The following is a 16,393-nucleotide window of genomic DNA, read 5'->3' as shown; positions in this document are numbered from 1 at the left end:
GCCGGACGTCCTGCTCAACGAATCGATCGGCAGCCAACTGCCACGCCCATTGGGATCGCACCGGATCAGCAACTGCGTAGTGTACGCTGAACTCAGTCAGTGCGACAGCGATCAAGAGGTCATCCTGTCGATTATCGAAAGACATCGCCGCTATTGGCCGCGGCTTTGGATACGAACTGTCGTATTTGAAACGCCGGCAGGGGCCGGCGTTGGGTCCCCCTGGTAGGTGGTGTACTAATGGGGCGAGTCCGAGATCGGGTGACAATGTGGCAATTGACTTCACGGTGGAACGATCTCGGGGGCGGCGAGGTCTGAATGTCTTGGAGTCGATTGTATGAGAGTCGACTCAATCCCCCCGCCGTCTGCGACTTAACGGGTGTGAATCATCAATCTATTGGCCAACTGTGTCTCCGTTGCCTGAAGTTCGTTTCGAGTTCCCATCTCTTCCAATACAATAGTGAGGTGTATCACCTTCGTCACCTGTGGCTCTGTACAAAAATTCCAGATAAATGCCGGAGGGGTCCGGCATCGGATGCACATCCCCCTAGATGTGTCAGGTGGGGCTTGAGATCAGGTGGTAGTTTGGCGATGCCTTCACGGCATCTTGATCTCGTCGCGGCGAGGTGGTGTATGTCTCGGAGTGCCTGATTCTGTCGGGCAACGACCGAATCGGCGCCTCGCCATCTTACCGAAGAGGTGCAAACAGCATCAACTTGTTGGCCAATTTGCAAGTATTTCTAACTATTACTGGACATGACCAACTAAAATCGCTGTATATGATTTTGTTTGTATGATTAGAAGAACATGCATTACTACAAATAGATATTGTTCACAATATAGCTTTCGGAAAATTGGAACCCACCCTCGAACAGTTAACATCCGAGACAGACCAATACGAGTATGGGTGGGAATACAGACGTCGTACCGTCGATTGACCAGATTCCCAACCTTCCAACTCTCGAGGAAGGTGTCACGGTCCTGAAATCATCCTCACGAGGTGCGTTCCACGCACTCGTCGTCGACCATCTCCTCCTCGAGCGGCCGGGAACGGCGTGGTGGATCGACACGCATGGCCACGCACAGACCGCGCCGCTTGCAGACGTCGCACCGAGTCGGCGTGTCCTGAAGAAGATCCAGATCGCTCGTACATTCACTGCGTACCAGCACTACACATTGTGCGAGCGATTGCTCGAGGATCCCGACTACGGTGTGTTTGCGAGCGTCGATCGAGACGACGTCGGCCTGATCGTGGTGCCGGCGGTGGATGGCCTCTATCGGGACGACGATCTCGACGAGGACGAATCAGAGCGAACGGTCGTGTCTGCCCTCGCCCGACTGGCTGCTGCGGCTCGGCAGTATGAGTGTCCGGTGCTGGTCTCGAAGGCTCGCGATGATGAGTTTACAGCGCCGATCGACAACCTCGCCGACGAGCGGATCCAGTGTCTCGAGACCGACGAGGGTGCTCGATTCATCGGTGGGGAGTTCGAGTCGTTGGTGTATCCGGTTGGGAACGGGATGGTCCAGACGACACTCGCGTTCTGGAAGGAGATACTCGCGGCGCGTGAGCCGGCGTATCCGACGCCGATCACTGCGGGATCAATCCGGGAGGTGGCCTAAATGGGGAAGACGAACCCCACCTATCGCGACCAGTTGCATCGGCTCGAGGAGGACTGGCAGCCGTTTCGGCGGGGCGCTTCGTGTGCAGTATCAGGAGGAATTCGACCAGTTGTTTGACGGGGCACGGCAGTTCGCGGATGCGGCTGGGCTCCAGAATGAGATGGGGGTGATGGAGCCGTTTCTGATGTCGGTGCTGTTAGCTCAGGAGTGTCGGATTCAGGGGTTGGAAGAGTGTCTCGAGGAGTAGATGATCGATGATGTTGACCAAGACGTTCGCGAGTGTATTTCGAGAAACGCGGACCACGTGTGGGAACCCTGCCTTTGGAAATTCTGGCAGCGCCTCAAAGAGACAAACTCCGTTCTATGCCCCCTCGTATGTGCGTTCAAAATACAAGATGTGGCGAGTGACAAGCCACACAAGCGAACCAGAGGAACAGAAAGAGAATAGTGCTGCTGATAGGGAAGAAACGCGTGTCCCAATCATATATCAAGAGGTCCTACACTGGAGTCTGTGGCGGATTCGAGTTCACTAGACTGAGCCTAATGGAGGCACGAAAGCCGGTATAATCAATGCTAGGCTCTTTTGAAGAATGGACCGAGAACACATAAGGGTGTATTAGGCCCACTCGAAAAAACGGACGATCGAAAGAATCGATATCCATCATCAACTGATTGGGAAAAGGCCATTTCTCTGCATCTACAAGGAACAAGTATGGCGGACTATCGTGGGTGGGTCAAGGTAGGTCTCTTCCTGAGTTCCTACATTCCCCTCTGGATTGCCATGGCGGTGAAAGCCCACGATGTTACATACCCAGTTTACGGTGTCCCACTCCCGTGGGTTTCACTTCTATTCCTCCTCATCACACTCGCTTCTGGAATTATCCTCCGAGAAGCAATCACTATTCGCAAGCAGAAAGAACCGAAATTCCGCGACATTGAATCCTACAAGAGTCGCCATGATCTCCTCACTAGTTACCTCATCGCATACATCTTCCCGTTCGTTAACCTCAACTACACTATGTGGGAGAGCTGGGTGATATTTGCCCTGTTCTTCTTAGTGCTAGCCGCGATTCAGATTCGCTCCACTCACCTGCATGTCAACCCTGTACTAGCTGCAATGGGATACGACATCTACGAAATAGAGGACGGCAGTCGTGGGACCAACATGCTGGTTGCCGATCGAGACATCAATCTTGAGCATGATAATGTCACAACGGTTGAATTAAGTAATCGGGTGTATATCACCGTAAGAAATAGGTAACTGAACTGAGGTCTCCTAGTAAGAAAGAGGAGACTCATGACTGACATTACTGATCTGGAGGATGCGAGAACTTTTGCGATGGGGCATGGGTTGACTCGAGACATTATCGTCGCCCGCGAACAGGACTCGGATGACGGTCTCGAATTCAAATTTGGGGAAGTCCCGATCAATCAGACGATTGCAAATGATGTTCAGGACCTAGTAAAACGCCATTTAAAACACCGAATCAAGGAGTATCAGGACGGGAAAAAGGAACTTGAGGAATACTGTCTCTCGAACATCAATCGCGACCCGGCACCCGTCCAATACTGTGACCGAGACGATTTTCCAATGTATGACTCAATGGAATCACTGGTTACACAGAAAGTGTTCCCTGAGTCGTCTTACGAGGAACCTCGTCCTGACTTCCAAGCGATTCGATTGAAAAATGGCGACGAGAAGAAGTTGATTGCGTTCCGGAAGTACACGAACCGCCAAGTCATCAAAATGACCCGGAAAGGGTGGATGATGCTTCAGGGGCAAGAATACAATAAAATAGATGAGGGTGAATTAGTCTCGCTCCCTCAGAAGATCGATGCGATATACTTTGACGGCCAGTTCTTTATTTTCAAACAGCGGAGCTTCGAGGATACGTTTGACTGGGTTGAGGAACTCGAAACTACGGCTGTAGAGACGTTCAGGACCATCAAAGACAGTGATGTTCTGATTCACAACATGGGTGAGTTCCGGGATCGAGTGTATAGTCATCGTACAAAAATGCGGAAATTGTACGAAGTGTCTCAGTCAGGCATCACATCAGAACTCGACATGGACCAAGCGAAAGCACTTATCGATGAGTTCGATTTGGAGTTAGAGATCAAAGAGAACGGCAATGGCGAAGAAGGGATCATGATTCCGGATGGCCATCGCGTCTGGGACGTGATTCGACTATTCAATAACGATCATCTCGTGTCTCCAGTGGATTCGTCACGTTTCCAGGTATATGGTAAAGAACAGCGTTGACTCTGTTTGAGATCTCCAAAGACGCGAATGACTACCAGAAGTCACTGCCGACTCGGATCAAACGTGAGGATGCTGGCTATAAGGAGAACAGACTTCGGAAAACACCAGAAACACGCCCACCAAACCGTAAGAGGCGTGAATTCTACTTTCACCCCAAATGGGGAACTAATATACACCCGGCTGTCTCATATTCAACCAGTAACTGCGCCGGAGGTACCCTATGGACATACCCGAAGGAGAATACAACCTAAAGGAATTCTGCCGAGTCATCATAGACTCGCCTGAAACCGTCCTATCAGGGTACCATGGCCAACGCATCAAATCGTACCTTTATCTCTCCGACGACGGCTGGAGAGACTACCTCGACAGACACTACCAGACCGAGGACCTCGGTCAAATAACGAAGTTCGTCGGCGAATACCGGAATAGGAAGGGCGCTGAGCAACCCGCCGAGTTCTACGTTGGAGAATACAAAGACGATCTCCAGATGGTCGTCACTGCGGAAACTGAAGAGGCGATCCGACAAGCGCTGTTACCTATTTCTCAACACAGTGACTGCCTCTCCCCAATGCCGATCATGACTGAGGACTTCCAGACCATGAACGAAATCGTCCTCAGTAGCTATGATGATATGCGGATATCCGAATTCAAATCCAAACGAGTCCCTAGCTTGGCGGATGCTCGGACCCGACCTGACGTCGACAGAGAGATTGAATATAAGGGTATCGACGGGCGAGAACGCCTCAACGAATTCCGTGAGGAATACGGTGTAGTCCCGACTCGTATTCAATACGAACACGAGAACGTCTCAATCAGGATCGATACATCCGGTAAATTCACCTTGGAGACCATCAACCAAGAGAGTTTCAACATTTTGTTCGAACTCTTGAGCGAAGTTGTTGTGAATGTTCTCGAGCTTCTCGATGTTGCAAACAGTATTAAATTCGAGAAGCGAGAGGTGATGCCGGGAAACTTGAAAATCCAGGTGCCGGAGGTGAGTTCTGGTGAAATCCATTTTGATCAGCAAGTCACGTTGATGCAGGCCGAGAATTTCATCAGAGGAACGAAGATCAGTAACGATTTGAACTTCAGCTTTACGGACGTAACAAAGCAAGCAGGCTCTCTCGATTTTTCGGCCCAAGTCACCGACGAGAACAGAGGGTCCCTCTTCAACGTCAGTGCCACCGAAGAGTCGATGAGGATCGTTCCAAAGCACGACTGTTCGTTCCCTTCGCTTGTTGAGTTCTACTTGGCCGTGATTCAAATGTTGGATGGTGGGGCGAGAATGAAACTTTATGAGTCTCACCAGGCCGCATAATATATGACGAACGTTGACCCTCCTAATTCGGTTCCAGAGGGTCAAGAAACAAAATTTCGCGGGCTATACGGCAAGTGCGTCCATCATAAGCTCCAAGAGTTTCCAGAAACATCCAAGCGCGAGGACTTACGCGAAGAGATCGATATACAGCGCAACCACCGGAAGCTAATTAGCTATTCCATTTTCCCGTTTGCTCAGGACGATCCTGCTGGATACAAATTCCTCAAAGCAGAACCGCTCGAGGAACTCGGGGTTCCGAACTTCGATTTCTTGCTCTGGAATCTTGATGGGAGCGTTATATTCGGGGAAGCAAAGTCCTCGATTCCGGACAACGCTACAAAGGTAGTGAATCAGCTCGAAGACCGCAAAGAGATCGCGGAGGACCATCAGGACTACATCGAGGAGGAGTACCTTGGAAGCGAGATTAACCACATGGAGTTCGTGGTAGCGACGTACGTCAATCACGGCGACAAAATTGCAAAGGAGATCATTGAAGAAGGCGCGGAGTTCATCACGTGGGTTGTTGACGCGCATTCGGACACGCTGTGGGTTCGTCATGCGAGGCCGACGGCATTCCCGGATAATCTGGAAGCTGAACAGCCAGACGCAATGCTCGAAGAGTTGGAGAGACGCCATACCCACGATATTTCGTCGTTGAACGGCGAACTGGACCGTGTAACGACGAGTTTCGGGCAGGCGGATGTCTTACCGACGTCAATTATCGTCGATCGGCTCCGTGTTGTTGTGCAGGCACGTCGTGTCGAGGGGCGCCATCCATGCGTTGACCGTGAGGACATCAGGGAGTATGTTGCGGAGAGTTCGTTGAACTATACCGAAGAACGGGTCGAAGAGATCGTGAACGATTTGATAGAGGGTGGTGAGAACATTAATTTCTTGTCGGAGTGGGAGGACGACCGTGCGGGATTCAAGATTGTGTCAAATTATACGGCCAAAGATGACCTAGAGCAGGTTCTTGAGGACAAATGGATTGATTGGCGGATCGAGGGTAAGAAAGATGAGTTGCGAGAGGAATGCGAGGACCGTGTGGCTGCTGAGATCGGCAAGCAGAGCCAGCTGTCGAAGTATGGTCTTGGAGTCCCCGATGATGGAGACGAGGAGTAACTACCAGTCAGGTATCCCTGCTTGAGGCGCTACAGATCAAATACTCTAACGAAGGAACAATTGTTGACCTTTGCAACGATCTTGATCACGAGAATATTAGCCATCTCCGCGAAGACGATTACGAGATGATCAAAGATGACATTCAAATGATCTTCCTCCAAGTGGCTACTGAAGATGCAAAACTCGGATGTCAGCCCCGCCCGGGACTACGAACGGTGAGTCGGGTTTCGACGAGGACGCGCCGATTTTCGCGGGTCCTTTGTACTCGTTCTTTAGGACTATATCGTCGAGTGGGTTTTCATCTGTTAGGAAACGGAGCACAAGAGCGTGCAAACAAACGAGGCGAGAGTGAATTTTTTGAAAGAGGCGATGATCAAGCCTTGGTTTCCTGACTCGCTTCGTAGACCGTCTTTCGGTGATGATGTCCTAGACCTTGTCGTTGTCCATGACCTTCTGGAAGTGCACCTAGTTCTGGTCTCGGCGGTCGATGAATTGCTTGGTTAGCATGCTATCGAACTCGAGGGCAATATTGTCCTCAGAGTTGACCGTCGCCGACTGGCGCAGGCGCTCTTTTTAAAGTGCGTCTTCTTTCACCCGATCGAGGAAGAGTTGATCTCCCTCAGTAAACTCCGTTCCGAGTTCCTCGGCGACGCTCTTGAATGCCTGCATATGGCTGACAGAGGGGTTTCCGAGATAGGGTTCATGGCCGTCTGAGTCGCTCCGATAGTAGCTAGCAGGTCACTCAAAAAGAGAGCCGCCGTCGGCATACTGCAGCCTATTCATTGGCATTCTCCTCGCAGCGGATGACCTGTTCAACGTAGCACTCGCCATCGTACAATAATCGGTACAGGCCACGAGCACGTTTTTCGACCCAGCCGGCGTTCTCGAGCGCAGTAAGTGCGTCGTTCACGCGTTGGCGCTCGAGATCGGTAATATCACGAATGCGCCGCGGATTTACCTGATACTCGTCACAGAAAACATCGAGGACCTGGCGCTGTTGTTTCGACGGATCGAAGTTCTTGTTCGCCACGTTGAATCGTTTGTATCCTTGCATAGCAATCCCCTCAAATGTACCTATCGCTGTCGAAGCTATTGTATTTTCTGTTGTCTCCTCTATTGTACGTTACAAAGTAACGCTTAATAGTCTGGCAAATAGAGTAGTAACTGAGCACAGGACGCCTCGGAAAATCTCTGAGGCCGGTGTTGGAGCACCGACCTCCTGTGCTGGAGCAACCAGCGTATGAGCGTACAACACCCAACGGATGAAACCGTTTCGACTGATGGACAGGCACTGCCCAACAACCCAGCCTTCGAGCGTCGCTCGTGGAACGACGGCTACGTCGGCGAGGACAACGAAGGCCGACACCACCACGTCGACCGAAAACTCGAGCGCATCGTCGTCACGGACTCCAGAGCCAACCGCGACGACTCAGGCGCCGTTCCGGTATTCTCACTCGAGGGGCCGATCCTGCACACCGAAGCCATCGAACTCGGACCGATGGGCGAAGGTGGCGAGGACCTCCAGCGCTGGATCGCGTTCATCGACCAGGAGTGTGGCGGCTGGGCCGACCGCCCTGTCTCCGCAGCTGACCAGGCACAGGACATCCTTGAGGAGGAACTCTGAGCATGTCGGTCGCCAGGGACCGACACCAAAGCCTCCGCAGTGAGCAACTCGAGCGGGAAGCAGAGCGCCAACTGAAACTCCTCGCGGAAGCGAAGGCGGTCGCTGGTCCAGAGTCCCACGACTCTACTCCCACAACGACCGACACCCTCGCTAGAGCGAACCAGGAGGTCGAAGCATGACCAACGGACCAGAACACCCGGTCCGTGTCCGTCTCGAGGAAGTCCTCGCGGACGTGTGGATTCTCGACGGCGAGATAATCGAGCCGCTGTCGCTCGAGCCGGCAATCCGCAACATCGAGGAGACGATCGAGGTGTACAAGCGAATCGAAGCAGACGACTCCTACTCCACGGAGGACGACCGATGACAGACTCCCCCCTCTGGCTGGCGTCTGTCTGTGACGACGCTCTTGAGTCACCCGATGGCCAACCACAGACGACGTCGACCGGGACCCACCATCCCTGTCTCCTCGAGCAGCAGTTTGAGGGTGCACGGATCACGGCAGGCGAGACTGTCCCCTGCTACGACTGCGGAGGTCGCCTCCATGAAGGCCGTCCAATAAGCGCTCGAGCCTGCCGGTACTCAGACGAGCTGACCTACACGATCGCAGCCGTCTACTGTGTTGGCTGCGCTCCAACGGAGCTAACTGGGACTGCCCACGGCCGAGACGATGTCATCCTCGAGGCCGACCTCGGACTCGCGATGGCGGGTCAGACACACTGGACGACCCTCGTCGATCCGACAGTCGTGGCCACTGCCTGACGAGCACCACACCCTCGGATAGCCTCCCTGAACGGTGCTCCCTTCACGAACGGCCAGTCTCCAGTGGCCACGTTGCCAGCAATCGCCTTGCACTCGCGACGGGCACAGTCCCCGTCGCGATAGCGACAGCGCCGTGATCACCGGTCTGTTGCCGAGTTCGAGCTCCGTTCTGGCGAACGATCTTCGACTTTCCCCATTCCCTCGATGACACCCAACAATTCCGACAGTGACGCATCGATCAGAGACCACCTCCAACAGCTCGAGGCTCGTATCGACGATCTCGAGAGCGAGAACCAATCCCTTCGAGAGACCGTCGCCGAGCAGAGCGACCAAATCGAAGCACAACAAGAGCAGATCGAGACTCTCGAGGAAGAGAACACTCGGTTGGAAGCCGTCGCGCAGGCCGCCCTGAAGAAAGCCGGCACGAACAAAGACCGCATTGCAGAGCTACAAACGAGAGAACTCGAGAAAGGCGCGCATCTCCTCGCCGAGCACATCGACCCCGACGCGCTTGCAAGTGGAGTCGATCACCTCGAGCAATTCACCAAAGAGGACGATACGTACATGCGGATTCCCGACTCCGATGATCCACTCGACCGGGGTGGATCGGTCACGCTGTCTCACGGCGATCTGCTCCCGATTCAGCAACTCGCACAGATGGACGACGATATGCTCCGGTCGTCGACAAACTCCTTGCCGTCACGACTCGCCGCGAAACTCTGGAAGGCTCGGAGCGACCCAAGCGTCGGCGACGATCCGTGGCGGGAGGGCTGCAAGGACGTCCGCGAGTACGTCAAAGCCAGCAACATGAAACACTGGATCCGACGGCAGGAAACGAGTGTCAGCGACGCCTACGCGAAGAAGCTCGTCTCGAGGACGATCGACGCCTTGCTCGAACTGTCGAAGAATCGCCTGGCGATCCGCAAGCAGACCGAACGCAAGAACGGACTGCCGTACACCGAACGCCGGGTGTTGTTGAAGACGGATACGTCGGTTCCTGGCGAGACTGCCGAATCCGCTGATTCACCGAAGACAGCTGGCGTCCACAGATAGGCCTGGCCACAGGGAGGGACCACCGCCCACCGGGCTCATTCAGGTCTACGAAACGAGTAATTCACCGCGATCGCGGTTGTACGTGTGGTCTCGTTACTTGTGGGTCTCTCGCTCGCTCGGTCGTCGTCGGTCCGAACTCGAGACGGGGGTTGGAGTGTTCCCCGAGGACATCAGGTGTCTCTCGGAAAACCTTGTCCGAGAACTTCTCGAGCCTACGTGCTCTAGCATATGCTTTGAGAGCGCAGACACTGCTGATATCGCTGAATAGTCTTTCCGATACAGTATTGGTAGGTGGATCTTGCTGAATACACGATCTATATATACCTCACCTCAATATTCGGAGTGCAAGCTCTGATGCAACACGAAATTTCAGTGACGTACTAACCAGTCTGTGATCTTAGAAGACAGATAGAACCAGAGAAATTGTTTGAAATGCTCGGTGCAGAAGGTGAAATGGTTCTTTGAACAATTCTATGATTTTAATCTATAGCAACCGTTTATGAGATATGGACCGGCGAACGTTCCTCGGGTTATCAGGTGCGGGTTTCACCACTCTCGCTGGATGCATGGCGACTGGTTCACCAGCCGACAAAAACTGTTTCACTCAGCCGATTACAGACTTTCAATTCGCGCTTGTAGACTCCGAGGAACCCCCCAAATCAACTAAGATAGATTTTGAGAAGAGATTCCAACACGCTGTAAATGTTCACTTTATATCTGAGGAATTTCAAATCATCATCGAAGGTCGATTGAAAAGCGGGGGCCGGTCCTGTAAGAAGACGGTCCTTGAGTCGGCATGTTACGATGAAGAAAGTGATACTCTTACCGTGATAGTTTTTGATGATAGGGATGAGTCAGCAGGCGTCTGTACAACTGAAACTGCGGTTGTTCCATATAAGGCAACTATCTCATTTGATTCTATGCTACCTGAGAACGTTGTCGTGAAACATCGAGAAGATGGACCAGGAATAAAATTCAAGGATAGCTTCTCACAGTAGAGTATCAGTACCTCACAAAGCATCGCCAGTTAGCCTGAGCTGACCCACCTGTTTTGTTGTGATGAGTCGTCGGTAACGGCCGAGCAACGCTGATCGAAGACAGAGTTGTCGCTGCCGGCGGCGGTCAGCCGCCGACGCGACAGCGTTGCCACTTGCGAAGACGCTTGCTCGGTCTGTGGCTGCCGGTAGAACCGTGCGTCAGGTGGTCGGTTCACGGGGACAGCCCGACGCACCGCAAGGGCCGTCCACGCAGCCCGCCGAACCATATTCACGAACTCCTTGTACGGCCACCACCAGAAGCGACGCCCGCCTCGGCAGGGCGTCGCCACGTATTCGTAGTGCAAATACCGCCAAACGTTCCCTAACAGCAGACTCACCACGACGTACAGCAGTCTCTCCGTTACGTCTCGTGTTGTTGTCGTCGCTATCGCTTGCTCAGATAAGCGATAGCTCGACTCGATACCGAAGCGTTTGCTGTAGTGGTATCGAGCGTCGTGTGGAGTCCCGATGAACGGCGCGTCAGCGGCGTAGCCGTGACGCACCACACCGTTCTCGTCATACCGTCCGTTCAGGTACGTACAGTCGATTGAGTTGGAAACTTTTTAATCCGCCCTCACAACACTAATTATATCTTATTGAGTTGGGTTTTATCCCATATGCGGTAATAACCAATATGCGGCTAACAACACCAACAGGATTGGCCATCCGGGCACTTTTATCAATTGCTATCCTCGTTACGGTACTTGCTGTCAGTATTGCTTTTGTAGGGGGTATAATAGGTGCTGCACTCATGTATTTTGTTCCCAAACAGGGTAAGATGCAATTGTGGATCGCCGCGTTCTCACTCGGTATTGTCGTTATGTTACCTATTTTTGCTTGGACGATTCAGAAGACAATTCGTGAGGAACGTCGTCAGTTACTCGAAAAGACCGTTCCTATAACGGAGTCAACGTTGGAAGATGCAGCGTTGACCGAGGCATCAGTCAGACGGGTTGCTGCTCAATTCGATGTTCCGGTTCCAGATCTGCGAATCCACTCAACCTCAGCGCCACTCGCATACACGACTTACCGGCCTGAAGATGCAAACATCTGGACCAAAGACAGACATACTCCCGTCGTCATTATTTCCGAGGGTCTCATCACATTGCTATCACAAGAAGAATGTGAGGCTGTACTGGCGCATGAACTCGCACATATTGCTAACGACGATCTCCGCTTGGTTTCGGGACTACTTGTGCCGCTCATAGCCGCTGAATCACTCTATGAAGAGGGGTATCCAGCAAACGTGTTTGATATTGTTGGCCGTATCCTTACCGTCATTGCATTGGTTGGTGTGGGTGTTTTCACTCGCGGTCGTGAACTAGCTGCAGACCGTGGTGCTGTAGCTGCGACTGGTCAGGCTGAGACGCTTGCAACAGCTCTCAAACGACTTGATGAATCGAAGTCGGATAAACCGATGACTGACCTTCGGAAACATGCTCGTTCGACGAATGCTGTCAATGCTTTCCCGACGCTCGGGCAAGGATCCAATACATTCCGCCTTCTCTCCACACACCCTTCTATCGACGTGCGTATTAAGCAGCTCCAATCCCTGACCTGATTATTGAGCATCTTCGAACAAAAACTCGGATAGGAGCTTCTGGAGTTCCATGGTGGCGATGTCGAGGTGGTTGTCAAGGAATTATTTCTGGGATTCTTTGGTGCCGCTCACGTAACGAACTGCGATCACGACATGTGTCACTCAAGGATTGCAACTAGGTCTCAGTCCAGGGATCAGATATCCTCGAGCACAGTGGCGACCCGGTCCAGAAATCGTCTGGACCATCTTACTTGCGTTCGACTTCCCTGACGACGTCAGGTATTTCAGCTTCGAACCAACGGTCGGTGAGGCTTTTCGGAACACCGGGAGCAAATCCAGTGTAACAGCGAACGGATCTGAATCAGAGCTGACTGGGTTTTCGAATCCTATCGAAACCGACCGAGCCCTAATCAGTCCTCGAGATTCATCTGCCAATTCTCTCCGCTACATCCTTAACTCGTTGCACAGTATCAGACTCTATCTGAAGCTATGCAACAAGGGATAAAGGACTCCATCGACGGCAATCCGACTGACGATACCGAGACGTTCCGTATCCAGGCAGCCGACGATATTCTTCGGCTTCTCGTCGATGCCCACAAGGGGGAGTTCAGCATCCCCGAACTCGTCAACGTCACCGGCGTCACACAATCAACGGTCTGGCGAGCCGTCGATCTTCTCGACGATCTCGAGAGCGAGAACGAATCCCTTCGAGAGACAGTCACCGAACAGAGCAACCAGATCGAGACCCTCCAAGAAGGGAACACGCGCCTGGAAGCCGTCGCGCAGGCCGCCCTGAAGAAAGCCGGCACGAACAAAGACCGCATTGCAGAGCTACAAACGAGAGAACTCGAGAAAGGCGCGCATCTCCTCGCCGAGCACGTCGACCCCGACGCGCTTGCAAGTGGAGTCGATCACCTCGAGCAATTCACCAAAGAGGACGATACGTACATGCGGATTCCCGACGCCGATGATTCACTCGATCGGGGTGGATCGGTCACGCTGTCTCACGGCGATCTGCTCCCAATCCAGCGACTGGCACAGATGGACGACGATATGCTCCGGTCGTCGACGAGTTCGCTCCCAGCGCGACTCGCAGTAAAACTCTGGCGGGCTCGGTCCGATCCCAGTGTCGGTGATGATCCGTGGCAAGAGGGCTGCAAGGGCGTCCGTGAGTACGTGAAGGCCAGCGACATGAAACACTGGATCCGGCGGCAAGAAAAAGGAGTCAGTGACGCCTACGCGAAGAAGCTCGTCTCGAGGACGATCGACGCCTTGCTCGAGCTCTCGAAGAATCGCCTGGCGATCCGCAAGCGGACCGAACGCAAGAACGGGCTGCCGTACACCGAGCGGCGGATGCTGCTGAAGGGGATGCGTCGATCCCCGGGGAGACGGGTGAATCGACTGGATCACCGGAGACAGATGGTGTCCACAGATAGGGCTGGCCATGGGGGTTTTCCACCACCCGAACGATGAATCAAAGACTCCCAGGTAGAATAATACACTAGGACCGCGGCTGTTTGCGTGGTCTCGTTACTTGTTGGTCTCTCGCTCGATCGGTCGTCGTCGGTCCTTGCTCGAGACGGGGGTTGGTGTGTTCCCCGGGGACATCAGCTGTCACTGGCTCTCGAGGAAGGCTGTCGGTACGCAATCGAGTCTGGGAGACTGTCGTTCCGGTGTAACGTCTGAGGAGTGGTGGCCGATTGGAAGATCAATATCAATCTCGTTGGTCTTGTTGAATCCCTCAATCGACGTCAATTTTCAAGCGTCATGCTGAATAGAGGGCGCGAATGCAGCACGAACTACGGTCCGTGATCGCCCACTATACGCACAGAGAGACAATCGAGAACTCAGAGATGTTTATCCATCTACCACTATCATTGTGTCGTGAAATTATTCTCGAATCTCGTCACTATATTATATGGGATGCAGGAGTGTGAACGTCTGAGTCGGTCCTAATCGCTGCTGTGGGCCACTCAGAGAGGTATGAGCCATGAGCAACGAAACACACCACACGACGCCAGAATTGGACTCCAAACCGCTTCAAGCAACCCGCCGAACCGCACTTCGTGGGGCGGGTCTCGGGGGACTGCTCGCGCTGGGTGGTGGCAGCGCCACTGCCCGGACGAACCCCGCGAGGTCTAATGCCTCACAGGACCAGAACGAACCGTCAGAAAATGACGAGACAGTCCCAGTGACGTGGGAGAACTACCCGCGCGCCAACTGTCATGTCGTGTTCCAGTCGATCGTCGACGCGGGCGGGTTCGGACAGTTCTACCATCGCAGAAATGTCTCCCCCATCGAGGATCAGGTTGCTATCGGGGAGGACCGGGACGTGCTCGCCTCGTTCGGAGTCTTCGATCTAACCGAGCCGGTCACCATCACGCTCCCAGACAGCGGTGATCGATACCGGTCGATGAACGTCCAGAACGAGGACCAATACGTGAAGATGTTCGCCACCGACCCCGGCGAGTACACGATAACACAAGACCTCGTCGGCACAGGGTATGCTGGCGTCGTGATTCGCACGTTCGTCGACCCGACCGATCCAGACGATCTGGAACAAACCCGGCAACTCCAGGACGAGACTGACGCGGAGCAATCGTCGGCTGGCACGTTCGACATTCCTCACTGGGATCAGCGATCATACGAACAACTCACCGACGCGCTCGTAACGGTCGGACTCACATTTGACGACTACTCGGGCGCGTATGGCGACGTCGATGAGGTCGACCCCGTGAAGCACTTCATTGCCAGTACGGCAGGGTGGACCGGCGTTCCGAACCCATCAGAAGCGTTCATCCTTCAACGGACTCCCGCCCAGAATGACGGCACGACGCCACACACACACTTACCGTCGAGGACGTCCCCGTCGACGGGTTCTGGTCGATCAGCGTCTACAACAGCGATTTCTACTTCGAGGAGAACGAGTACGATGCCTATACTGTGAGTAACGCGACCGCAGAGCCAAACGACGACGACAGTATCACGATCCATTTCGGTGGTGACCCCGACCAGCCGAACTTCCTCTATACACCAGAGGGATGGAACTACACGGTTCGGCTCTACCAGCCGCGCGACCCCATTCTCGACGGGAGCTATCAGTTCCCCGAAGCCCAGCCGGTCGAGTGAGGCAAACGCGCGGATATCGGTCTTGACGCTTTAGGCGACTGAATCGCCGCGATATCGAACATCGACTCGTCCGCCCCTTTCTACCGACGGTCATATGCTGAACGTATGCTCTGTATTCAGCACGCCGATCGTGACAGTGGTTCGGGAGTTCGATCAGGTCTTGCTGAATACAGGGCGCTTATGTATCACGAGTTAGGCGACGGTGTCGTTCAATCAGGCGATATGTTCATCATGTTGGCTCCTCATGTACGGATATGTACGACGCTGCCGTTTTCGACGTTGACGGGGTACTTTTGCGCCGCCACCCCAATTATCCAGATGTCTATCGAAGCGTAGTTGAGGGGACATTTCAAGCCTTTGACGTTGTTTCGGATGAATCGGATGTCGAAGCGTTTGTCGGCGGTGAATCGAAGACGCTTGAGGGGATGCGGGCGGTCTGTAACTGCTACGGCCTTCATTTCGAGTCCTTCTGGGAAGAACGTGAACGCCAGTCCACGGCCCTCCAGCGGCGTCTGCTTGAGCAGGGTGAGCGGACTCCCTACGAAGCAATCGTCCGAATGATAGGCTGAGGCGAGCCTATCCGATGAATCTCGGTCGGGCACTACGGCTGAACGCCCGATACGACGACCTCAACAGTTCCATATTTGTCGACTCGTTGGCGTTTAGTTCTGATGGCGGTGCTGAACACATCCTCTGTATCTCGCCTACCCCTACTGACACCTCCCCGGTGGTTCGCCGAGGCGCTGTGAGATACAGGGCGCAAGTGCAGTATGAACTGCCGGGTGGCTAGCGAGATCCGTGATCGCTCACTACAGATTTCGGTAGCATATTGAGAATCAGATTCAGTCATCCATCCACCACTATCCTCATTTCGTGAAATCCTTCTCAAGTATCGTCGCTGTATTATATGGAATGCTGGAGTGGGAGCGTG

The 16,393-nt window shown here is 53.6% G+C and carries 18 protein-coding genes and 2 pseudogenes; 18 read left to right on the top strand and 2 right to left on the bottom strand.

The window, feature by feature from the left end; translation table 11 throughout:
* Positions 1-900 precede the first annotated feature (900 nt).
* The 7 genes from HYG82_RS23635 to HYG82_RS23610 all read left to right on the top strand — a co-directional run bounded on the left by HYG82_RS23635 (position 901) and on the right by HYG82_RS23610 (position 6,320).
* A complete protein-coding gene (locus HYG82_RS23635; RefSeq protein ID WP_179259587.1) occupies positions 901-1,617 on the top strand; it encodes a hypothetical protein in 717 nt (238 codons plus the stop codon).
* Positions 1,618-1,734: a DUF8156 family protein gene (locus HYG82_RS44810; protein WP_484549566.1), complete on the top strand. Its 117-nt coding sequence runs from the start codon at positions 1,618-1,620 to the stop codon at positions 1,732-1,734.
* Complete coding sequence (locus HYG82_RS23630; RefSeq protein ID WP_235217805.1) at positions 1,700-1,864, top strand: DUF8156 family protein; 165 nt, start codon at positions 1,700-1,702, stop codon at positions 1,862-1,864. The genes HYG82_RS44810 and HYG82_RS23630 overlap by 35 nt, the downstream gene beginning before the upstream one ends.
* Before the next feature lie 465 nt (positions 1,865-2,329).
* A complete protein-coding gene (locus HYG82_RS23625) occupies positions 2,330-2,878 on the top strand; it encodes a hypothetical protein (protein ID WP_179259586.1) in 549 nt (182 codons plus the stop codon).
* Between the two features lie 36 nt (positions 2,879-2,914).
* Positions 2,915-3,880 carry a Kiwa anti-phage protein KwaB-like domain-containing protein gene (locus HYG82_RS23620; protein ID WP_179259585.1) on the top strand — a complete coding sequence of 322 codons (966 nt, stop codon included), beginning with the start codon at positions 2,915-2,917 and terminating at the stop codon, positions 3,878-3,880.
* Between the two features lie 220 nt (positions 3,881-4,100).
* Positions 4,101-5,198 (top strand): hypothetical protein, encoded by a 1,098-nt coding sequence (locus HYG82_RS23615; protein ID WP_179259584.1) that lies wholly within the window; start codon positions 4,101-4,103, stop codon positions 5,196-5,198.
* Between the two features lie 3 nt (positions 5,199-5,201).
* On the top strand, positions 5,202-6,320 hold the full coding sequence (locus HYG82_RS23610; RefSeq protein WP_179259583.1) for a hypothetical protein: 1,119 nt from the start codon (positions 5,202-5,204) through the stop codon (positions 6,318-6,320).
* 775 nt (positions 6,321-7,095) lie between these two features.
* Here HYG82_RS23610 and HYG82_RS23605 read toward each other — a convergent pair.
* On the bottom strand, positions 7,096-7,374 hold the full coding sequence (locus HYG82_RS23605; protein WP_179259582.1) for a MarR family transcriptional regulator: 279 nt from the start codon (positions 7,372-7,374) through the stop codon (positions 7,096-7,098).
* A 186-nt stretch (positions 7,375-7,560) separates the two neighbouring features.
* On the opposite strand from HYG82_RS23605, the gene HYG82_RS23600 reads away from it, so the two are divergent.
* From HYG82_RS23600 to HYG82_RS23575, 6 genes are all read left to right on the top strand, one after another.
* On the top strand, positions 7,561-7,944 hold the full coding sequence (locus tag HYG82_RS23600) for a hypothetical protein (protein ID WP_179259581.1): 384 nt from the start codon (positions 7,561-7,563) through the stop codon (positions 7,942-7,944).
* Between the two features lie 2 nt (positions 7,945-7,946).
* Positions 7,947-8,123, top strand: coding sequence for a hypothetical protein (locus HYG82_RS23595; RefSeq protein ID WP_179259580.1), 177 nt, complete (start codon positions 7,947-7,949; stop codon positions 8,121-8,123).
* Positions 8,120-8,308: a hypothetical protein gene (locus HYG82_RS23590; RefSeq protein WP_179259579.1), complete on the top strand. Its 189-nt coding sequence runs from the start codon at positions 8,120-8,122 to the stop codon at positions 8,306-8,308. Before HYG82_RS23595 ends, HYG82_RS23590 begins: the two co-directional genes overlap by 4 nt.
* On the top strand, positions 8,305-8,703 hold the full coding sequence (locus tag HYG82_RS23585) for a DUF8112 family protein (RefSeq protein ID WP_179259578.1): 399 nt from the start codon (positions 8,305-8,307) through the stop codon (positions 8,701-8,703). The genes HYG82_RS23590 and HYG82_RS23585 overlap by 4 nt, the downstream gene beginning before the upstream one ends.
* 204 nt (positions 8,704-8,907) lie before the next feature.
* On the top strand, positions 8,908-9,756 hold the full coding sequence (locus HYG82_RS23580) for a DUF8008 family protein (RefSeq protein WP_179259577.1): 849 nt from the start codon (positions 8,908-8,910) through the stop codon (positions 9,754-9,756).
* Between the two features lie 506 nt (positions 9,757-10,262).
* Positions 10,263-10,754, top strand: a complete 492-nt coding sequence (locus HYG82_RS23575; RefSeq protein WP_218834202.1) for a hypothetical protein — start codon at positions 10,263-10,265, stop codon at positions 10,752-10,754.
* Between the two features lie 182 nt (positions 10,755-10,936).
* On the opposite strand, the pseudogene HYG82_RS23570 reads toward HYG82_RS23575, so the two are convergent.
* Positions 10,937-11,341, bottom strand: a pseudogene (locus tag HYG82_RS23570) (ISH3 family transposase); the annotation flags it as partial.
* A gap of 86 nt (positions 11,342-11,427) precedes the next feature.
* Here HYG82_RS23570 and HYG82_RS23565 point away from each other — a divergent pair.
* The 5 genes and pseudogenes from HYG82_RS23565 to HYG82_RS23545 all read left to right on the top strand — a co-directional run bounded on the left by HYG82_RS23565 (position 11,428) and on the right by HYG82_RS23545 (position 16,031).
* Positions 11,428-12,354 (top strand): M48 family metallopeptidase, encoded by a 927-nt coding sequence (locus tag HYG82_RS23565; protein ID WP_179259576.1) that lies wholly within the window; start codon positions 11,428-11,430, stop codon positions 12,352-12,354.
* A 468-nt stretch (positions 12,355-12,822) separates the two neighbouring features.
* Positions 12,823-13,769, top strand: a pseudogene (locus HYG82_RS23560) (DUF8008 family protein).
* A 554-nt stretch (positions 13,770-14,323) separates the two neighbouring features.
* The gene (locus HYG82_RS23555; protein WP_235217804.1) at positions 14,324-15,280 is read left to right on the top strand and encodes a DUF1254 domain-containing protein; all 957 of its coding nucleotides are present in this window, start codon (positions 14,324-14,326) and stop codon (positions 15,278-15,280) included.
* Positions 15,220-15,462, top strand: coding sequence for a DUF1214 domain-containing protein (locus HYG82_RS23550; protein WP_235217883.1), 243 nt, complete (start codon positions 15,220-15,222; stop codon positions 15,460-15,462). Before HYG82_RS23555 ends, HYG82_RS23550 begins: the two co-directional genes overlap by 61 nt.
* Before the next feature lie 254 nt (positions 15,463-15,716).
* A complete protein-coding gene (locus HYG82_RS23545) occupies positions 15,717-16,031 on the top strand; it encodes an HAD family hydrolase (protein WP_179259575.1) in 315 nt (104 codons plus the stop codon).
* Positions 16,032-16,393 lie beyond the last annotated feature (362 nt).

Source organism: Natrinema halophilum (genome assembly GCF_013402815.2).
In the GTDB taxonomy this organism is placed as follows: domain Archaea; phylum Halobacteriota; class Halobacteria; order Halobacteriales; family Natrialbaceae; genus Natrinema; species Natrinema halophilum.
This window is presented reverse-complemented; position numbering and strand designations above follow the sequence as displayed.